This window comes from Streptomyces sp. NBC_00457 (assembly GCF_036014015.1).
Lineage (GTDB): Bacteria > Actinomycetota > Actinomycetes > Streptomycetales > Streptomycetaceae > Streptomyces.
Genome location: NZ_CP107905.1, coordinates 2,293,326 through 2,311,191, shown reverse-complemented (window position 1 = coordinate 2,311,191; position 17,866 = coordinate 2,293,326). Strand labels below are relative to the sequence as shown.

The following is a 17,866-nucleotide window of genomic DNA, read 5'->3' as shown; positions in this document are numbered from 1 at the left end:
TCAGCCGTCCTGCCCGGCACCCGGACTGATCAGTCCCGTCTCATAGGCGGCGATCACCGCCTGGGCGCGGTCGCGGAGGCGGAGTTTGGAGAGGATGCGGGCCACGTGTGTCTTCACCGTGGCCTCGCTCAGCTGGAAGCGTCCGGCCAGTTCCGCGTTGCTGTGTCCGCGGGCCAGCGCTTCGAGCACCTGAAGTTCGCGCGGGGTGAGCGCGGACAGATCGCGGTGCAGGGACGCCGTACGGGTGTCGGCGGTCGCGAAGCGCTCCACCAGGCGGCGGGTGATGGCGGGGGCCAGCAGGGCGTCGCCGGAGCGGACCAGGCGTACGGCGGCGGCGAGATGCTCCGGGGTGACGTCCTTGAGCAGGAAGCCGCTGGCGCCCGCGGTCAGGGCGGCGTAGACGTACTGGTCGAGGTCGTAGGTGGTGAGGATGATGACGCGGGGCGGCGGGCTCTGGGCGCCGTCGAGGATCCGGCGCGTCGCCTCCAGCCCGTCGGTGCCCGGCATCCGGACGTCCATGAGGACGACGTCCGGGAGGGTGCGCCGTACCGCCGCGACGGCCTCGTCACCGTCGGCGGCCTCCGCGACCACGTCGATGCCGTCGGCGGCGAGGATCATCCGGAAGCCGGTGCGGACCAGGGCCTGGTCGTCGACGATCACCACCCGGGGCGCCTCGGTCACATCGCCTCCATCGGGATCACGGCTCGGATCCGGTAACCCCCGCGCGGGCGCCTGCCGTTGTGGAGCGTACCGCCGTACACCGCGAGCCGTTCGCGCAGCCCGATGAGGCCGCGGCCGTTGCCCTCGGCGGGCGTCGGTACACCGCCGGAGTCCTGGACGTCCACCCGCAGTTCGCCGGGCGCGTACGCGACGGTGACGGTCACGCTCGCCCCCGAGGCGTGCTTCACGGCGTTCGTCAGCCCCTCCTGTACGACACGGTAGGCGGCCAGGTCCACGCCGGCGGGCAGCTCGCGCGGGGTGCCCGTGACGGTCAGCTCCACCGGGACTCCCGTACCGCGGACCCGGTCCACCAGCTCCGCCAGCCGGTCCAGGCCGGGTTGCGGTGCCAGGTCCAGGTTCTCCGGTGAGCCGTCCGCGGCCATCGTGAGCAGGCCCATCACCTGCCGCAGCTCCGACATCGCGGTGCGCCCGGCCGCCTCCACCGCCAGCATCGCCTCACGGGCCTGGTCGGCGGAGACGTCCAGCACCTTGCGGGCCGCGCCGGCCTGGATCGTCATCATGCTCACGTTGTGGGTGACCACGTCGTGCAGTTCGCGGGCGATGCGCCGCCGCTCCTCGTCCACCGCCCGCCGGGTCGCCGCCTCCTGCTCGGCCCGCAGGGCCTTGACCCGGTGCCGCCAGGCGTGCAGGCCGTTGGCGGCCAGCGCGACCGGCGCCAGCACCAGCAGCGGGATCAGCGTGCGGTCGACGTCCGGGACCAGCTTGCCGACCGCGAGCAGCGCCGCGCCCGCCGCCAGGCTCGCCCCGGCCGCCTTGCGGTGCGGGCTGTACATGGCCGCGCTGTACGCCGCGATCAGCACCGACGCGAACGTGGCCGCCGTGGCGTTCTGGTTGACCTCGCTCAGATGGAACAGTGCCGTGGCCAAGAGCACCGCCCAGAACGCGGCCAGCGGACGGTGCCTGCGCCAGGCCAGCGGGACGGCGGTGAGGACCGCCAGCACCACCGCCCACCAGGGGAGGGGACCCAGGGAGTGCTCGACGACCGGGAAGACGGTGCCCGGTGGGGCCGGCGGGACGGGCACCAGCCCCCGGTCCGGCAGGCGCCCCTCGTGCTTGAGCATCTCCTCGGACGCGTCCTGCACATAGGACCGGTCCAGGTCGGCGCTGACGGTCCCCACCGCCAGCACCAGGGCGAGCACCGCGTCCGCCGCCCACGCCCAACGGGACAGCCGCGGGGGCACACCGGCGACACCCCGGGCCGCCGCACGCAGCCACGAGGCCGGTTTTCTCAGCGGTATCGCCGCGGCACCGTCCACCGGGCAAGTGTGTCAAGCCGACCGGGCCGGCGGGATCCGTCGTACGACGCAGGTGCGTACGCCTGGGGTGTACATCGCGGGGATGACCCGGCCCCGGCTCCACCGAGCACGGTACGGGCCTTCCCCATCGCGGCCGACGTGCGCGCCTGAAGTTCGCGCCTAGCTTCGGGCCGGACCACACCGATCCATGAGGGGCGAGCCATGACCGATCCGCTGATCGACCTGCGTGACGTGCGCAAGGAGTACGACCAGGGCCCGCCCGCGCTGGCCGGGCTGACGCTTCAGGTGCGGGCCGGGGAGGCGCTCGCGGTGCTGGGGCCGTCCGGCAGCGGCAAGTCCACGCTGCTCAATCTGATCGCCGGACTCGACCGGCCGAGCGCGGGCGGTGTCACCGTCGACGGGCTCAGGATCGACAAGCTGAGCGAGAGCGCCTCGGCCCGCTACCGGCGCGCACGCATCGGCATGGTGTTCCAGTTCTTCAATCTCCTCGACGATCTGACGGTCGCCGACAATGTGCTGCTGCCGGCCCAGCTCTCCGGCGTGCCCCGCGCGAAGGCCGCCGCCCGGGCCGCCGAACTCCTCACCTACCTCGGCATCGACCGGCACGCCCGCGCCTACCCCGGGCGGCTCTCCGGCGGCGAACGGCAACGGGTCGCCGTGGCCCGGGCGTTGATGAACCGCCCACCGCTGCTGCTCGCCGACGAGCCGACGGGCGCGCTGGACACCGCCTCGGGCGCAGAGGTGCGGGAGCTGCTGCGTGAACTGAACGGGGACGGGCAGACGGTCGTCCTCGTCACCCACGACCTGGCGCTGGCCGAGTCGTGCGCGACGCGGACGATCGAGCTGGTCGACGGCAGGATCGCGAGCGATGTGGCGGCGGTGGCGTCATGAGCGGGGCGCTGGGGAGGGTCGTACGGGCCGGTGTCGGCAGGCGCCGGGTGCAGACCGCGGTGATCGTGCTGACGACGCTGCTGTCTGTGGCCGCGTCCGTGCTGGCGGTGGGGCTGCTGGTGGCGTCGCAGGCACCGTTCGACCGGGCCTTCGCGCGGCAGCACGGGGCGCATCTGACGGCGGAGTTCGCCTCAGTGGCGCCGGGGAAGCTCGCGCAGACCGCTTCCGCCGACGGCGTAAAGGCCGCCGCGGGCCCGTTCGCCGTGACCTCCGTCCGTCTCAGCCCCGCCCACGGGGGCCCGCCCGGCATCACCCCGCCGCCCCTCACCGTGGCCGGACGGGCCTCGGCCGACGCCGCCGTGGACGACCTCGGACTGGTCACGGGCCGATGGGCGAAAGAGCCCGGCGAGATCGTGCTGGAGGCGGGATCCGGCAACCCCGGCATGGGGCCCGGCAGCACCGTCTACGCCGGGGACGTGGAGCTGACCGTGGTCGGCATCGCCGAGTCCGTGGGCGAGAGCGCCGACGCGTGGGTCGTACCGGCGCAGTTGACGGCTCTGGACGCGCAGCCGTCGTACCAGATGCTCTACCGCTTCACCGACGCGGACAGCCGCGCCGATATCGCCGCCGGACGTGACGCGATCGCCGCCGCCGTGCCCGCCCGCACGCTCACCGGCACGCAGTCCTATCTGGACGTCAAGCAGGCCGCCGAGGCCACCACGGCCGCGTACATCCCCTTCGTGACCGCCTTCGCCCTGCTGGGCCTGGCCATGTCGGTGCTGGTGATCGGCATCGTGGTGAGCGGCGCGGTGAGTGCCGCGACCCGGCGCATCGGCATCCTGAAGTCCCTCGGGCTCACCCCGCTCCAGGTGGGGCGGGCCTATGTGGCGCAGGCGTTGATCCCGGCGGCGGTGGGCGCCGCGCTGGGTGTGGCACTGGGCGGTCTGCTCGCCGTGCCGCTGATGGCGGAGCTGGCGGCGGCCTACGGGACGGGCATGCTGCTGATCCCGCTGTGGGTGAACCTGGTGGTGCCGGCCGGCGTCCTCGCGGTGGTCGCCCTCACCGCGTTCGGCCCCGCACTGCGGGCGGCCCGGCTGCGCACCGCCTCGGTGCTCGGGGTCGGTCGCGCAGCAACCGCCGCCCGGGGACGCGGAGTTCGGCAGCTGCTGGGCCGGCTGCCGCTGCCGCGCCCGGTGACCCTGGGCCTGGCGGGTCCGTTCGCCCGGCCCGCCCGCTCGGGCACGATGGCCGCGGCGGTGGCGTTCGGGGCGCTGGCGGTGACGTTCGCGGTCGGGCTGGGCAGCACGCTCTTCGCGATCCAGCGGGACGGCGAACCCGACCTGGCGGCGGGCGAGGTGACCGTACGCACGATGTCGCCGCCGCAACCCGGGGCGGCGCCCGGCGGCCCGGTGGATCCGGACGTGGTGGCGGCCGCGATCAAGTCCCGGCCGGAGACGGCCTCGTCCTACCGCACCGCCCGGTCCGAGGTGCGTGTGGCGGGCCTGAAGGGCGGGGTGCCGGTGGTGGCGTACGACGGGGACGCGGCGCACAGCCGGCACAGCATGGTGTCCGGCCGCTGGTTCGACACGAGCGGCGAGGCGGTCGCCGGTTCGCGCTTCCTGACGGTGACGGGTGTGAAGGTCGGGGACACGGTGACGTTGAGCGAGCAGGGCCGGACCGTCCGGTTGCGGATCGTGGGGGAGGTCTTCGACCTGAGCGAGGAGGGGATGACCGTCCGGACCTCGTTCTCGGCACTGGCGCCGCTCGACATCGACTACCTGCCGAGCGATTTCAGTGTGCGGCTCAAGTCCGGTGCGGATGCGCGGAGTTATGTCGACTCCTTGAACGCGGATCTCGAGGCGACCGGCGGGGAGGCGGCCCTCACCGAGCAGGGCGAGTCGACCGTGATCCGGGCCATGCGGGCGCTGATCGCGATGCTCACCGCCATGCTGGTGACGGTCGCCTGCCTCGGCGTCCTCAACACGGTCGTGCTCGACACCCGCGACCGGACCCGCGACCTCGGCATCTTCAAGGCCCTCGGCATGACACCGCGCCAGACCGTCGCCCAGGTCCTCACCGCCGTGGCCGGCATCGGCCTGGCCGCCGGGGCGATCGGCGTCCCGCTCGGGGTGGCGCTGCACGGGTACGTCATGCCGGAGATGGGGCGGGCCGTGGGGGTGCGCTTCCCGTCGGAACTCATCGATGTGTACGACGTCCCCGATCTGACCCTGCTGGCGCTTTCCGGCGTGCTGATCGCCGTCGCCGGGGCACTGCTGCCGGCGGGGTGGGCGGCGCGGACGCGGGTGGCGGGGGCGTTGCGGGCGGAGTGACGGGCGCCCGGCTCAGCCGCTTGTGTCGGCGGCCATGTCCTGGGTGCCGATGACGGACAGCAGCTCCAGTCGGGCGGCGCCCTCGGTGCCGGGCGGGGCCGAGAACCACAGCAGACGCTGGTGGCCGTCCTCGCTGAACAGGCTGTGGCAGTCCAGCTCGATGACGCCGAGGGCGGGGTGGACGATGCGCTTGTGGTCGGCCCTGCGCAGGGCCACGTCGTGGGTGTCCCACAAGGCGGCGAACTCCGCGCTGTGCCGCCGCAGCGCGGCCACCATCCGCTGCACCTCGCCGTCCCGGCCCCGCCGGGCCGCCACCGCCTGGAGGTCGGCCACGAAGACGCGGGAATGGTGCGGGTGGTCCTCGACCGGATAGAGCGTGCGGGCGTCCGGGTCGGTGAACCAGCGGTACACGAGACTCGCCCGCGGACCGCGCACCTCGGCGGCCCGACCGACCAGGGCGACGGCCAGTTCGTTCTGCACGAGGGTCTCGTGCAGGTCGGTGATGATCTGGGCCGGTGTGGTCGTGAGCCGGTCCAGCAGACCGAGCAGGGCGGGCTGGACGTGCGCGGTCGGGCCGTGCGCCGCCGGGGGCACCGGGCGGTCGGCGAGGTGGAACAGGTGGTCGCGCTCGTCGTCGTTCAGCCTGAGGGCGCGGGCGAGGGCGGCCACGACCTGGGCCGAGGGCTGGGCACCCCGGCCCCGCTCCAACTCCGTGTAGTAGTCCGCCGACAGGCCCGCGAGCTGCGCGACCTCCTCCCGGCGCAGACCGGGCACCCGCCGCCGGGGCCCGGCGGTCAGGCCCACATCGGCCGGCCGGACACGATCACGGCGGGACTTCAGGAACGCGGAGAGTTCGGGACGGGGCACGCTCCCATCCTCACCCGCGCGCCCGTCCGTATCCAGGGGGCGCCGACCCCAGGGTGGGCGCAGCCCTGGGTGTCGTCGTCGTTCCGGCACAGGGTGGAGGGGACAGCACCCGTCACCACCGACCGGAGCGTGAATCACCATGCCGTTCGCCAACTTCAAGGTCCCCGCCGGCACCCTCGACGAGAAGCAGAAGGAGCAGATCGTCACCCGTGTCACCGAGTTGTACGTCGAGATCTACGGTGAGCGTGCCCGCGCCACCACCCTGGTCCTGGTCGAGGAGGTCCCCGACGGCGGCTGGGGCATCGGCGGCCACGTCCTGACCCTGGCCGAGCTCCAGGAATCGGCACCCGATGGGGCATGATCCGCCGCCATGTCATCGACACGTGCGCACGCATGGTGGTCAAGTACCGCTCGCCGTCTGGCGACAAGTGTGCCAGGGCAGCCTCGTAGGAAGTCGCCTCGCCGGCGCGTAACGTGAGGCGGTATGAAGATCCTCATCAGCGCCGACATGGAGGGCGCGACGGGCGTCACCTGGCCGGCCGATGTGCTGCCGGGGACACCGCAGTGGGAGCGGTGCCGGTCGATGTTCACCTCGGATGTGAACGCGGCCGTGCTGGGCTTCTACGACGGCGGCGCGGACGACGTGCTCATCAACGAAGCGCACTGGACGATGCGCAATCTGCTCCTCGAACGGCTCGACGAGCGGGCCCAGATGCTCACCGGGCGGCACAAGTCCCTCTCCATGGTGGAGGGCGTGCAGCACGGCGACGTGGACGGCATCGCGTTCGTCGGCTATCACGCGGGCGCCGGCATGGAGGGCGTCCTCGCCCACACCTACCTCGCCAACTCCATCACGGGGGTGTGGGTCAACGACGTACGGGCGAGCGAGGGGCTGCTCAACGCGCACGTGGTCGCCGAGTACGGGGTGCCCGTCGTCCTCGTCACGGGTGACGACGTGGCCTGCGAGGACGCGCTCGGGTACGCGCCCGAGGCGCTGAAGGTCGCCGTCAAGGACCATGTGTCGCGGTACGCGGCCGTGTGCCGTACGCCGGCCAGGGCCGCCTCCGACATCCGGGCCGCGGCCAAGGAGGCGGCGGCGCTGGCGGTGCGGCACGAGCCCGTCGCCGGGGGACCGTTCACCGTCGCCCTGGAGTTTGACGCCGAGCATCTGGCGATGGCCGCGACCGTCGTGCCGGGGGTGGAGCGGATCGGGGAGCGGAAGGTGGCGTACACCAGCGACACCATGTATGAGGGGATCCGTACCTTCAAGGCGGTCACCACGATCGTCTCGGCCGCGGTGGAGGAGCAGTATGGCTGACCAGCAGGCGCTGGACGAGGTGGTCCGGTTCACGTCCGACCTCATCCGCATCGACACCACCAACCGCGGGGGCGGCGACTGCCGGGAGCGGCCCGCCGCCGAGTACGCGGCGGAGCGGCTGGCCGGGGCGGGCCTGGAGCCGACGCTGCTGGAGCGCACCCGGGGCCGTACGAACGTCGTCGCCCGGATCGAGGGCACGGACCCGTCCGCGGACGCGCTCCTCGTCCACGGTCATCTGGACGTCGTACCCGCCGAAGCCGCCGACTGGAGCGTGCACCCTTTCTCCGGGGAGATCCGCGACGGCGTCGTCTGGGGGCGCGGCGCGGTCGACATGAAGAACATGGACGCGATGATCCTCGCGGTCGTGCGCGCCTGGGCGCGCGAGGGCGTACGGCCCCGACGGGACCTCGTCATCGCGTTCACCGCCGACGAGGAGGCGAGCGCGGAGGACGGGTCCGGGTTCCTCGCCGACCAGCACCCGGGACTCTTCGAGGGCTGCACCGAGGGCGTCAGCGAGTCGGGGGCGTTCACCTTCCACGACGGCGGCGGGCGCCAGATCTACCCCATCGCCGCAGGTGAGCGCGGTACCGGCTGGCTGAAGCTCACCGCGCGCGGACGGGCCGGACACGGCTCCAAGGTGAACCGGGAGAACGCGGTGACCCGCCTCGCCGCCGCCATCGCCCGGATCGGCGACCACGAGTGGCCGCTCCGGCTGACCCCGACGGTCAGCGCGGCCCTCACCGAACTCGCCGCCCTCTACGGCATCGAGGCCGACCTCGACGACGTGGACGGGCTGCTGCAGAAGCTCGGCCCGGTGGCCAAGCTGGTCGAGTCCACCGTACGCAACAGCGCCAACCCGACGATGCTGGACGCCGGTTACAAGGTCAATGTGATCCCGGGGGAGGCCGTCGCGTACGTGGACGGGCGGTATCTCTTCGGCGCCGAGGACGAGTTCCGCGCGACCCTCGACCGGCTCACCGGACCGGACGTGGACTGGGAGTTCCACCATCGCGAGGTCGCCCTCCAGGCGCCGGTCGACTCGCCGACGTACGCGCGGATGCGTGCCGCGGTCGAGGAGTTCGCGCCCGAGGGGCATGTGGTGCCGTACTGCATGTCCGGCGGCACGGACGCCAAGCAGTTCTCCCGGCTCGGCATCACCGGCTACGGCTTCACCCCGCTGAAGCTCCCCGAAGGCTTCGACTACCAGGCCCTCTTCCACGGAGTCGACGAGCGGGTCCCCGTCGAGGCGCTGCACTTCGGTGTCCACGTCCTGGACCGCTTCCTGCGGACGGCCTAGCGGCATGGAGCTGGCCTTCGGCTCATGGCCGTCCCCGATCGACGCGGCCCTCGCCGCCGCGCACGACGGGCACCCCGAGTATGTCGGCTTCGTCGGCGACGAGGCCTGGTGGACCGAGCCACGGCCCACGGAGGGCGGACGGCGCACGCTCGTGAGGCGTCGTACCGACGGCACCGAGGAGTCCATGCTGCCCGCGCCGTGGAACGTGCGCAGTCGCGTCATCGAGTACGGCGGACAGCCCTGGGCCGGTGTCGCCGGACCGCTCGTCGTGTTCGTGAACTTCGCCGACCAGCGGCTGTACCGGTACGAGCCGGGCAGCGAGCCGCGTCCGCTGACGCCGGCCGGACCGCGCTGGGCCGAGCCGCAGGTGCGCCTGGACGTCGGTGAAGTGTGGTGCGTGATGGAGGAGTTCACCGGCGAGGCGCCCACCGACGTACGCCGCGTGCTCGCCGCGGTGCCGCTGGACGGCTCGGCGGCCGAGGACCGGGACGCCGTACGCGAACTGACCGACGACCGGCACCGGTTCGTGACCGGGCCGAGGATCTCGCCCGACGGGCGGCGTGCGGCCTGGCTCGCCTGGGACCATCCGCGGATGCCGTGGGACGGCACGGAACTCGTCGTCGCGGAGGTGGACGGTGTCTTCCGTGCGGCGCGCACCGTCGCCGGCGGCCCCGGGGAGTCCATCGCGCAGGTGGACTGGGCGCCCGACGGCTCCCTGCTGTACGCGAGCGACCGCTCCGGCTGGTGGAACCTCTACAGCGACGGCCGACCGCTCTGCCCGCGCGAGGAGGAGTTCGGCGGTCCGCTGTGGAAGCTCGGCCAGCGCTGGTTCGCCCCGTTGGAGAGCGGACTGATCGCCGTCGTGCACGGCCGGGGCGCCACCACGCTCGGCATCCTCGACCCGGAGACCGGCGAGGTCGTCGACGCCGCCGGCCCCTGGACCGAGTTCGCGCCGGCGCTCGCGGCGCACGGCGAGCGGGTCGTCGCCGTCGGGGCGAGCCCGCGCACCGCGTACGAGGTGGTGGAACTGGACGCCCGGACCGGCCGCGCCCAGGTGATCGGCGCCGCGCACCAGGACGCGGTCGACCCCGCCTACTGCCCCGAACCGCACATCCGCACCTTCACCGGCCCGGCCGGACGCGAGATCCACGCGCACCTCTACCCGCCCCACCACCCCGCCTGCGGCGCACCATGCGACGAGTTGCCGCCGTACGTCGTCTGGGCGCACGGCGGGCCCACCAGCAGGGCGCCGCTCGTGCTCGACCTGGCGATCGCCTACTTCACCTCGCGCGGCATCGGAGTCGCCGAGGTCAACTACGGCGGCTCCACCGGATACGGACGGGCGTACCGGGACCGGCTGCGTGAGCAGTGGGGCGTGGTCGACGTCGAGGACTGCGCGGCCGTCGCGCTGGCCCTCGCCGACGAGGGCACCGCGGACCGTGACCGGCTCGCCGTCCGGGGCGGCAGCGCGGGCGGCTGGACGGCCGCCGCGTCGCTGGCCACGACCGATGTCTACGCCTGCGGCACGATCATCTACCCGGTTCTCGACCTGACCGGCTGGGGAGCGGGGGAGACCCACGACTTCGAGTCCCAGTACCTGGAGTCGCTCGTCGGGCCGCTCGCCGAGGTGCCCGCGCGGTACGTGGAGCGCTCGCCCGCCGAGCACGCCGACCGGATCACCGCGCCCTTCCTGCTGTTGCAGGGCCTGGACGACGTGATCTGCCCGCCCACGCAGTGCGAGCGCTTCCTGGCCCGCATGGAGGGCCGGCGCGTGCCGCACGCGTACATCACCTTCGAAGGGGAGGGACACGGATTCCGCCGGGCCGACACCATGATCCGCGCCCTGGAGGCCGAACTCTCCCTGTACGCACAGGTCTTCGGCCTGCACCCGCCCGGCATCGACACCCTGGAGCTGACCAAGTGAAGCAGTTGGTACGTCCGTCCCGGCTGGCCCCCGGCGCCCGCGTGGCCGTCGTCGCGCCCAGCGGACCCGTGGCCGAGGAACGACTGCAGGCCGGACTCGACCTGTTGCGCGGCTGGGACCTCGAGCCGGTCGTCGCACCCCATGTCCTCGGCCGACACGGCGAGTTGGACTACCTCGCGGGCACCGACGCGCAGCGGGCCGCCGATCTGCAGAACGCCTGGTGCGATCCGTCCGTCGACGCCGTGCTGTGCGCCCGCGGCGGCTACGGCGCGCTGCGGATGGTCGATCTGCTGGACTGGGACGCGATGCGCGCGGCCGGGCCGAAGGTGTTCGTGGGCTTCAGCGACATCACCGCGCTGCACGAGGCGTTCGCCACGCGGCTGGGGCTGGTCACGCTGTACGGGCCGACGGCCGCGGGCGCCGACTTCACCAAGAACGCCCGGGCCCAGGAGCACCTGAGGGCGACCCTCCTCGCCCCCGAGACGGTCCGCACCATCGAGTCGCGGGGCAGCGCTCTGGTCCCCGGGCGGGCCCGGGGCGTCACCTACGGAGGCTGCCTCTGCCTCCTAGTGTCCGACCTCGGCTCACCCCACGCCCGCACAGACACTCGCGGCGGGCTGCTGATGATCGAGGACGTCGGCGAACAGCCGTACCGGATCGACCGGATGCTGACCCAACTCCTGCGCGCGGAACGGCTCGACGGCGTCACCGGGATCGCGCTCGGCTCGTGGAGCGAATGCGGTGCTTACGACGCACTGCGCGCCGTGTTCGCCGACCGGCTCGGCGGACTGGGCATCCCGGTCATGGAGGAGTTCGGGTTCGGCCACTGTGACGGGGCGTTGACCATCCCCTTCGGACTGGAGGCCGAACTCGACGCCGACACCGGCACGTTGACGTTCGACCAACCCGCGCTGCGCTGAGCCAACCGCTACTGAATCTCCGTCAAGGATCACCCGTCACAGCGATTGACCTGCGCCTGACACGTGCCACACCATGATTACCGACCAGTACCTACTGGTCGGTATCCCGGGTTGTCCTCAGTGTGGAGGTCTCCGTGTCCCGACGTGTGCCCAGATCCCGCGTCCCGCTCGTCCTCGCTCTCGGCGCCGCCCTCACCGCACCCCTCGCACTCACCTCACCCGCCACCGCGACCGGCCGCTACGGCCAATACACCGTCACCGCACTGAAGTTCACCGTCCAGGCCGGTGGCCGCACCTGCACCGTCGACGCCGACCTGTACCGGCCCGCCGGCGTGGACGCCGCCCACCCCGCACCCGCCGTGCTCGCCACCAACGGCTTCGGCGGCAGCAAGAACGACGGCTCGACCGACGCCATCGGCAAGGCGTTCGCCGAGCGCGGCTATGTCTCCCTGGTCTACTCGGGGCTCGGCTTCGGCCGGAGCGGCTGTCTCATCTCGCTGGACGACCCGGCCATCGACGGTGAGGCGGCCTCGCGGCTCGTCGACTTCCTGGCCGGTAAGCGGGCCGCCGACGACGGCACGAATGCCGACTTCGTGACCCAGGACGGCCCCGGCGATCCCCGGGTCGGCATGATCGGCGGCTCCTACGGCGGCGCCATCCAGCTGGCGACGGCCGCCGTGGACCACCGGGTCGACGCGCTCGTCCCGATGATCACCTGGAACAACCTCGCCTACTCCCTCGACCCGAACAACGTCCTCGGCAGCGGCAGCGTCCCCGGCGTCTTCAAATGGCAGTGGACCAACGGCTTCTACCTCATAGGAGAGGGCCAGCCCCTGCTGGAGCCCAGCCTCGACCCGTCCCGGATCAACTCCCTCGCCTGTCTGCACTTCGTCACCAAGGCCTGCGACACCGTCCGCACCCTCAACTCCGGCAGCTACCCGGCCGACAAGACCGCCGACATGCTCGCCTACGCGCACAGCGTGTCCCCGGTGTCGTACCTCAGCCGCGTCGAGGCGCCCACGCTGCTGGTCCAGGGGCAGGCCGACAGCCTGTTCAACCTCAACGAGGCGACGGCGACGTACAAGGCGCTCAAGGCGCAGGGCACCCCCACCAAGATGATCTGGCAGTCCTGGGGGCACAGCGGCGGCCTCACCGATCCGGCGTCCGGCGAACTCAACCTGAGCCAGGGCAACCTGGACTCCTCCTACGTCGGCAAGCGCATCCTCGCCTGGTTCGACCGCTACCTACACAACCAGCGCACCGTCGACACGGGCCCGGCCTTCGCCTACTACCGCGACTGGATCACCGACCCCGGCCGTACGTACGCCACGGCGGACCAAGTGCCCGCGCCGGGCCGGAAGATGTACCTCTCCGGCGACGGCAAGCTCGTCGACAACCGCAAGAAGGTGGCGCGCGGCAGCCGTACGTACACCAACTGGCTGATCTCCACGAGCCATTCGGAGAGTTCACTGACCGGGATCATCGGGCTGCCCGATCCGGCGCCGTACGACACACCGGGCACCTACCTGGGATGGACCAGCGAGCCGCTGACCCGGACGGTCGATGTCGTGGGGGCGCCGAGGGCCACGCTCAAAGTGGTCTCCCCGAAGACCGAGCGGACGCAGGATTCGGGCAACGCCGCCGACAAGCTCGTCCTGTTCGCCAAGCTGTACGACGTCGCGCCCGACGGCACCAAGACGCTGGTCCACCGGCTGGTCGCGCCGGTCCGTGTTCCCGACGTCACCAAGAGTTTCACCGTGACGCTGCCCGGGATCGTGCACCGGTACGAGAAGGGGCACCGGCTGCGGTTCGTGATCGCGGCGAGCGACGACGCGTACTTCGGGAACCGGGGGATCAAGCCGGTGACCGTGGTCAGCGCGCCTCACGACACGGGGGTGCTGGAGCTGCCGGTGGCGGGTGGCTCATGAAGCGGCGACAGTAGCCCGGCGACAGGGGGGCCCGTCATAGGGTGGCGGGATGCCGCACACCGCATCCCGCTATCTCGCCGAAGGCCCTCGTGTGGGCATACGCCACTTCACCTACGACGACGCCGCCGAGTTCAGCGCCCGCGCGCGGGAGAGCAAGGACCTGCACCATCCGTGGCTCTTCCCACCGGACAGCCCACAGGCGTACACCGCCTATGCGGGCCGGCTGATCGAGGACCCCACCAAGGCGGGCTTCCTGGTCTGCGAGAGGGACGGCGGGGCCATCGCCGGATTCATCAACATCAACAACATCGTCCAGGGCGCCTTCCTGAGCGGCGCCCTCGGCTACGGCGCCTTCGCGCACGCGGCCGGGCACGGGCTCATGCGCGAAGGCCTCGACCTCGTCGTCGGCCATGCCTTCGGCCCGATGCGGCTGCACCGGCTCGAGATCAACGTCCAGCCCGCCAACACCGCGTCCATCGCCCTGGCCCGCGCCTGCGGCTTCCGCCGGGAGGGCTTCTCGCCGGACTTCCTCTACATCGACGGCGCCTGGCGGGACCACGAGCGCTGGGCCATCACCGCCGAGATGCGGGCATCCGGTTGACCTTCGGCAGCGTGCGGCGTCAGGCGCGGCGGTCCACGTACTCGTAGATCGCGCCGTCCGGATGCATCACGATCATGTTGCGGCCCACCGGTGTCGTCACCGGGCCGGCGACGATGTGGGCGCCCAGGTCGGTGAGGACCTTGTGGGCCTCGTCGACGTCCGTGACGGCGATCGTCGCGGCGACCTTGCGCAGCACCTCCAGCTCCGACTCCGGCCCGCTCATCAGCAGGAAGCAGCCGACGGCGGCCACCTGGACGCCGCCGCGCTCGAAACGGAGGGCTCTGCCGCCCGCGAGGCGTTCGTAGAAGGGGACCGCGGTCTCCAGGTCGTCGACGCAGACGCGCAGCGTGGCTCCCAGAATGTCCATGCGCACGAGCCTAGTTGGCACGGCCGGGGCGGGGAGATCGTTTCGCCCGATCTCCCCGCCCCGGCACCAAGTCAGCCCATGGCCTTGCGTACGGCGTCCCGGGTGCGGTCGACGACGGCCGCGACCGGGCCGACGGCCACGTTCTTCAGGGCCGTGTCGGTGCCCGGGTGGGGACGTGTGGGAGCGAGGGCCTCGGCCGCCTGCACGGCGCGGGCCAGGGTCTCCAGCCGGTCGCGGTCGGCGGTCCGGTGGAAGTGGGCGAACTCGTACCGCTCCTCGTTCTCGGCGTGCGCCAGCACGTCCTGGCGCAGGGCCGCGAACAGGTCGAGGAACTCCGGCGAGTCCGGGTCCATGTCGTCGAGGCGGGACAGGGCACGCTTGGCCTGCTCCTCCTCCTCGATACGGTCCTTGACGACGAGTTCGCCGCCGTCGATGTTCTTGCGGGCAAAGGGGTGGACGACCTCTTCCTCGGCGGTCTCGTGCACCGCGAGAAGCCGGACGAGATCATGGAAGCTCTGCTTCCGCTCCTCGCCCTTGCGGGCCGCCACCTCGTCGAACAGTTCCCGGATCCGTGTGTGCTGCTCCTTGAGCAGCTCCACCACGTCGGTACGTTCGGTCATCCTCTTGACTTCCTCCTGCCGGCTTGCGCCTGTGGAAGGGTGCGGGCCGGACGGGTACCCGACGCCCTGGGCGTTACGCGCACGGGCCCGCGGGTACCCGGCGGCCATGGACCGCTTGGATCATCTGGAGCACTTGGACAAGGCGCTGGTCGACGAGCTGGCGCAGGTGGCGCGCGAGACCGTACGCGACGAACTGCGTCAGCAGACCCGCAAGCAGCGCCGCACGGCCGTCCTGTACGCCGCGTCCGGCGCCGTCGCCCTCTACGCGGGCGCGGCCCTCGCGCTCGCTGTGGGCCTGGCCCTCGCCATCGGACTGCCCGACTGGGCCGCCGCGCTGATCACCGCGGTGATCCTGGGCATCGTGGCCTACGTGCTGCGTGGCTCCGCCCGGCCGTCCGCGGCCCGGCCGACGCCGGAGCGCGAGGCCGAACTCGCCGCGGAACGTGAACGCGCCCTCGGCGGCATGCCGCAGGGCACCCCGGGCGCGCCGCCCTATCCGCCGGTGCCGCCCGCCACGCCGGGCACGCTCGGCGGGGCGGCCGGAGCACCGGCGACCGGCGTGCCGGGCGCCGGCATACCGCCCGCCGCGCCGCGCCCCGAGGACATCGACCCCGAGCAGCCGCACCACCGGGCGTGATGCGCGATGCGTACGCCGTCGCGGATGCCGCTGTCGAACGGCGGCAGGGCCGTCGTGGTCACCGGGGCCAGCGGCGGCGTGGGCCGGGCCACGGCTCTGGCCTTCGCCGCGCGGGGCGACCGGGTCGCCCTGCTGGCCCGGGGACGCGAGGGCCTGGCCGCGGCGGCCGATGAGGTGCAGCGCGCCGGGGGCCAGGCCCTCGTCGTGCCCGTCGACATGGCCGACCCCAAGGCCGTGGAGGACGCCGCCCAGCAGGTCGTCGACGCCTTCGGGCGCATCGACGTATGGGTCAACAACGCCTTCGCCGGCGTCTTCGCGCCGTTCACGGAGATCACCGCGGACGAGTTCCGGCGGGTGACCGAAGTGACGTATCTGGGCTGTGTGTTCGGCACGCGCGCGGCGCTGCGGCACATGCTGCCGCGGAACCGGGGGACCATCGTGCAGGTCGGTTCCGCGCTCGCCTACCGGGGGATTCCGCTGCAGTCCGCGTACTGCGGCGCGAAGCACGCGATTCAGGGGTTCAACGAGTCGCTGCGGTGCGAGCTGCTGCACGAACGGAGCCGGGTCCGTACCACGATGGTGCAGTTGCCCGCCGTCAACACCCCCCAGTTCGACTGGGTGTTGAGCCGGATGCCGGGGCGGGCGCGGCCCGTGCCGCCCGTGTATCAGCCGGAGGTGGCGGCGCGGGCGATCGTGCACGCGGCGGGGCACGGGCGGCGGCGGGAGTACTGGGTGGGCGGCTCCACGGTGGCCACGCTGGTCGCCAACGCGGTGGCGCCGGGGCTGCTGGACCGGTATCTGGCGCGGAGCGGGTTCGACGCGCAGCGGGACGAGGGCGAGCACCGCGACCCCGGCAACCTGTGGACCCCGGCCGACGGGCCGCACGGGCGGGACTTCGGGGCGCACGGGCGGTTCGACGCGGAGTCCCACGGGGACAGCCCGCAGGAATGGCTCTCCAGGCGTCGCGGCCGGATCGGTACGGCGCTCACCGCGGGCGCCGGGATCCTGGCGGCCCGCAGACTGGCCCGCCTTGTCGCCGTCAGGCGACCCTGAACGAACGTCAGGCGACCCTGAACTCCGCCACCTCGTCCGTCCGCAGCGTCAAGCCGTGGCCCACCCCGCGGAGCGGTCGTACGGAGCCGCCCGTCGGGTCCAGCGCGCCGTCGAAGAACATGTCCTCGATGCGGACGTGGTCGTGGAACCACTCGATGTGGCGGAGGTTGGGGATCGCGGCGGCCGCGGCGGCGTGGGCGTGCGGGGCGCAGTGGGTGGAGACCTCCAGGCCGTGGGCGTGAGCCAGTGCGGCGGCGCGAAGGAACTCCGTGAGGCCGCCGCAGCGGGTCGCGTCGACCTGGAGGCAGTCGACCGCGCCGGCGGCGATCATGCGGGCGAAGTACGGCAGGTCGTAACCGTATTCGCCGGCGGTCACGTCGCTGACCAGCGCGTCGCGGACCAGGCGCAGGCCGGTCAGGTCGTCGGAGGAGACGGGTTCCTCGAACCAGCCGACGCCGTGCTCGGCGAGCGCGTGGCCGACCCGGACCGCCTGCTTGCGGGTGTAGGCGCCGTTCGCGTCGACGTACAACTCGGCTTCCGGGCCGATCACTTGGCGGGCGGCGTGGACGCGGGCCAGGTCGCGGGTGACCGCCCGGCCCCAGCTCTCGCCGATCTTGATCTTGACCCGCGGGATGTGCTGCCCGTGCACCCAGCCGTTCAACTGGGCGGCCAGATGGGTGTCGTGGTACGTCGTGAAGCCGCCGCTGCCGTAGACCGGAACCCGCTCATGGGCGACGCCGAGGAGGCGGGCCAGCGGGAGTTCCAGGAGCCGGGCCTTGAGGTCCCACAGGGCGATGTCGACCGCGGAGATCGCGCACGCGGCGATGCCGGGTCGTCCGGCGTTGCGCACGGAGCGGCACATCGCGGTGTGCACGGCGGGTATGTCCAGGGCGCTGCGGCCCTCGACCAGCGGAGCGAGGTGCTTGGTCAGGAAGTCGCCGACGGCCGCCGGTCCGTAGGTCCAGCCCGTGCCCGTCGCGTCGTCGGTCGTCACCTCGGCGATCACCACGGTCGTCGTGTCCCACGTCAGCGTGCCGTCGGCCTCGGGTCCGTCCGTCGGCACCGTGTACACCGACACCACGGGCCGGTGGAGTTTCATCACTGACTCGCCCCCGT

17 protein-coding genes are annotated in these 17,866 nt (G+C 72.5%); 11 read left to right on the top strand and 6 right to left on the bottom strand.

Features of this window, described 5'->3' with window-relative positions; genetic code table 11:
* Both OG828_RS10595 and OG828_RS10590 read right to left on the bottom strand, forming a co-directional pair.
* Positions 1 to 681, bottom strand: coding sequence for a response regulator transcription factor (locus tag OG828_RS10595; protein WP_328353038.1), 681 nt, complete (start codon positions 679 to 681; stop codon positions 1 to 3).
* Positions 678 to 1,997, bottom strand: a complete 1,320-nt coding sequence (locus OG828_RS10590; protein WP_328500952.1) for a sensor histidine kinase — start codon at positions 1,995 to 1,997, stop codon at positions 678 to 680. Before OG828_RS10590 ends, OG828_RS10595 begins: the two co-directional genes overlap by 4 nt.
* A gap of 201 nt (positions 1,998 to 2,198) precedes the next feature.
* Here OG828_RS10590 and OG828_RS10585 point away from each other — a divergent pair, with 201 nt between their 5' ends.
* Together OG828_RS10585 and OG828_RS10580 are read left to right on the top strand one after the other, a co-directional pair.
* Positions 2,199 to 2,888 (top strand): ABC transporter ATP-binding protein, encoded by a 690-nt coding sequence (locus tag OG828_RS10585; RefSeq protein ID WP_328500951.1) that lies wholly within the window; start codon positions 2,199 to 2,201, stop codon positions 2,886 to 2,888.
* Positions 2,885 to 5,218 carry an ABC transporter permease gene (locus tag OG828_RS10580; RefSeq protein WP_328500950.1) on the top strand — a complete coding sequence of 778 codons (2,334 nt, stop codon included), beginning with the start codon at positions 2,885 to 2,887 and terminating at the stop codon, positions 5,216 to 5,218. Before OG828_RS10585 ends, OG828_RS10580 begins: the two co-directional genes overlap by 4 nt.
* Positions 5,219 to 5,230: 12 nt before the next feature.
* Here the strand turns inward: OG828_RS10580 and OG828_RS10575 are convergent, their stop codons facing one another.
* Complete coding sequence (locus OG828_RS10575) at positions 5,231 to 6,085, bottom strand: helix-turn-helix transcriptional regulator (RefSeq protein ID WP_328353026.1); 855 nt, start codon at positions 6,083 to 6,085, stop codon at positions 5,231 to 5,233.
* Positions 6,086 to 6,224: 139 nt separating this feature from the next.
* On the opposite strand from OG828_RS10575, the gene OG828_RS10570 reads away from it, so the two are divergent.
* The 7 genes from OG828_RS10570 to OG828_RS10540 all read left to right on the top strand — a co-directional run bounded on the left by OG828_RS10570 (position 6,225) and on the right by OG828_RS10540 (position 14,073).
* Entirely contained in the window at positions 6,225 to 6,446 is a 222-nt protein-coding gene (locus OG828_RS10570) for a 4-oxalocrotonate tautomerase family protein (RefSeq protein ID WP_328353023.1), read from the top strand.
* 123 nt (positions 6,447 to 6,569) lie between these two features.
* Positions 6,570 to 7,403, top strand: coding sequence for a M55 family metallopeptidase (locus OG828_RS10565; protein WP_328500949.1), 834 nt, complete (start codon positions 6,570 to 6,572; stop codon positions 7,401 to 7,403).
* Positions 7,396 to 8,700 (top strand): M20/M25/M40 family metallo-hydrolase, encoded by a 1,305-nt coding sequence (locus OG828_RS10560; protein ID WP_328500948.1) that lies wholly within the window; start codon positions 7,396 to 7,398, stop codon positions 8,698 to 8,700. The genes OG828_RS10565 and OG828_RS10560 overlap by 8 nt, the downstream gene beginning before the upstream one ends.
* Before the next feature lie 4 nt (positions 8,701 to 8,704).
* Positions 8,705 to 10,624: a dipeptidyl-peptidase 5 gene (locus OG828_RS10555; protein ID WP_328500947.1), complete on the top strand. Its 1,920-nt coding sequence runs from the start codon at positions 8,705 to 8,707 to the stop codon at positions 10,622 to 10,624.
* Entirely contained in the window at positions 10,621 to 11,544 is a 924-nt protein-coding gene (locus OG828_RS10550) for a S66 peptidase family protein (protein WP_328500946.1), read from the top strand. The genes OG828_RS10555 and OG828_RS10550 overlap by 4 nt, the downstream gene beginning before the upstream one ends.
* 134 nt (positions 11,545 to 11,678) lie before the next feature.
* Positions 11,679 to 13,472: a CocE/NonD family hydrolase gene (locus tag OG828_RS10545; RefSeq protein ID WP_328500945.1), complete on the top strand. Its 1,794-nt coding sequence runs from the start codon at positions 11,679 to 11,681 to the stop codon at positions 13,470 to 13,472.
* Between the two features lie 49 nt (positions 13,473 to 13,521).
* Positions 13,522 to 14,073: a GNAT family N-acetyltransferase gene (locus OG828_RS10540; protein WP_328353005.1), complete on the top strand. Its 552-nt coding sequence runs from the start codon at positions 13,522 to 13,524 to the stop codon at positions 14,071 to 14,073.
* Positions 14,074 to 14,092: 19 nt separating this feature from the next.
* Here OG828_RS10540 and OG828_RS10535 read toward each other — a convergent pair whose 3' ends face one another.
* Entirely contained in the window at positions 14,093 to 14,440 is a 348-nt protein-coding gene (locus OG828_RS10535) for a VOC family protein (RefSeq protein WP_328353002.1), read from the bottom strand.
* A 71-nt stretch (positions 14,441 to 14,511) separates the two neighbouring features.
* Positions 14,512 to 15,060, bottom strand: coding sequence for a hemerythrin domain-containing protein (locus OG828_RS10530; protein WP_328352999.1), 549 nt, complete (start codon positions 15,058 to 15,060; stop codon positions 14,512 to 14,514).
* Between the two features lie 106 nt (positions 15,061 to 15,166).
* Between OG828_RS10530 and OG828_RS10525 the strand changes: the two genes are divergently transcribed.
* Both OG828_RS10525 and OG828_RS10520 read left to right on the top strand, forming a co-directional pair.
* Positions 15,167 to 15,697, top strand: a complete 531-nt coding sequence (locus OG828_RS10525) for a phage holin family protein (protein ID WP_328500944.1) — start codon at positions 15,167 to 15,169, stop codon at positions 15,695 to 15,697.
* Positions 15,698 to 15,721: 24 nt separating this feature from the next.
* Positions 15,722 to 16,750, top strand: coding sequence for an SDR family oxidoreductase (locus tag OG828_RS10520; protein WP_328500943.1), 1,029 nt, complete (start codon positions 15,722 to 15,724; stop codon positions 16,748 to 16,750).
* Between the two features lie 7 nt (positions 16,751 to 16,757).
* On the opposite strand, the gene OG828_RS10515 is transcribed toward OG828_RS10520, so the two are convergent.
* The gene (locus OG828_RS10515) at positions 16,758 to 17,849 is read right to left on the bottom strand and encodes an enolase C-terminal domain-like protein (protein WP_328500942.1); all 1,092 of its coding nucleotides are present in this window, start codon (positions 17,847 to 17,849) and stop codon (positions 16,758 to 16,760) included.
* Between the last annotated feature and the right edge of the window lie 17 nt (positions 17,850 to 17,866).